1 protein-coding gene is annotated in these 1,671 nt (G+C 56.9%); it reads right to left on the bottom strand.

The window, feature by feature from the left end:
* The coding region (locus FXB38_RS42095) for a recombinase family protein (protein ID WP_148756716.1) at positions 1-1,671 on the bottom strand (1,671 nt) is incomplete at both ends.

Raw genomic sequence — 1,671 nt, 5'->3', positions numbered from 1 at the left:
TTCCCTGACTTGCCATTGTCGTAGTAGGCAAACGTGCTGATTTCTCGCTCCTTGCTGCGGTTTTCGGGGAAAAGGTTCTTGCCGCAGAGCGCGGAACTGTTCAGGTAGGGCGTATATTCGTACGGCATCCGCTTGGGAACCGGATGCACTACTATGCATTCAATCAAGTTGCGGAAGGCGACGCGAGTTTCGATCGCCTTCGGATTGGTCTTGAGCGCGGTGATCAGCCTTCTAACCTCCGAAAGGTATCGGTCACTGAATTTCGGGCGATCGAAGCCAATCACATTTTCGCCGCCACCGCCCAGCAGTCGCAAGCGGGCTTCAATGCTTTCCCGCTCCAAGTCGCACTCATCGATCCGCTTGAGCAACTCGTCCGGCTTTCGACGGCTATTTGCGATGGCATATGACAGGCGTTCGATCTCGGTAGTCAGCACGCCGCGTCGACGCTCTAGCTTAGCGTGTTCGCTGCCCTTGTTCCGATCGTTTTTGCGCTCCTCCTTCCAAGCACGCATCGCCTCTTCAATGGCTTTCGGCGAAAGCAATTTTACTTGGATTTTGTCGGAGGCATCCTCGAGCAGAACGTCCATGTCAAAGCTATGGGTGTGCTCGCAGGTGCCCCGCTGATGCGCGCTCGCGCATGCCGCGCGCGGTGCACCGTTACGCGAGGATTGAGCGATTCGCATATGGCCATTGCAGACGCCGCACCGGAGCACACCGGCAAGCGGGTGCTCATTGTTGCGCGGGATCACGGCGCGACGCCTCGGCTTGCCAGTCGGCCCGAACATAGATACGGCGCGCGCGCTACGAACCTTCTGCGCTCGATCCCAGAGCTCTTGCGGAACGATCCGCAGCTCTGGCTTTTTGACTATGATGTGGCGTTCTTCTGGATTGCGACGCTTCTGTTTCTTCTGCGTCTCCGGGTTGAGAATTGTCGAGCGAACGTTCCAATGTATCTCGCCGATATATAAATCGTTGCCGATAATGCCGCGACCATACCGACCGCCTGTGATGCACTGATGATTCCAGGTGGTGCGACCAGCCTTGTTCTTATGACGAGTCGACCCTGGTGAGGGCACACCTTCGCGGGTGAGATCTGCGGCGATGGTTCGGGTCGAGCGGCCCGCCACATATTCGGTGAAGATGCGGAGCACAATCTTTGCTTCGTTCTCATCGATCACGCGTTCGCCGGGCGCGCCCGCCCTTGGCCGATAACCATAGGCGTAGGAGCCAGGAATTCTTCCGTTGGCAACAGCGTTGTCATGGCCGCGCCGAACCTTTTCGGCTAGCTGCGGCTTGTAAATCGTGTTGTAGAGACTTGCGATGCTGATGTCAGTGGCGGTCGCATAGACCCCTTTCTGATCCATTAGCTCAACGCCGTTGAACTCGAAAACCTGCTTGAGACGCTGGATGGTTGCGGGATCGCGCGACAAGCGGTCGAAATGCTCAACGACGACTACGTCAAACTCCTGGTTTCGCACACCGTTGAGCAAACGCTGATAGCCGTCCCGCGCACCTTCGGTAAGACCAGATTTTGCGGCATCCACGAACTCGCCGATGACATCGAGGTTGTTGCGCAATGCAACCTTCCGGCAGAGCAATAGCTGGCCGTCAATCGACGTCGCCTTTTGCATGTCGCTGGAATAGCGGGCGTATAGTACAGCCGTTTTCTTC

The organism is Bradyrhizobium cytisi (genome assembly GCF_008123515.1).
GTDB lineage: Bacteria > Pseudomonadota > Alphaproteobacteria > Rhizobiales > Xanthobacteraceae > Bradyrhizobium > Bradyrhizobium cytisi.
This window is presented reverse-complemented; position numbering and strand designations above follow the sequence as displayed.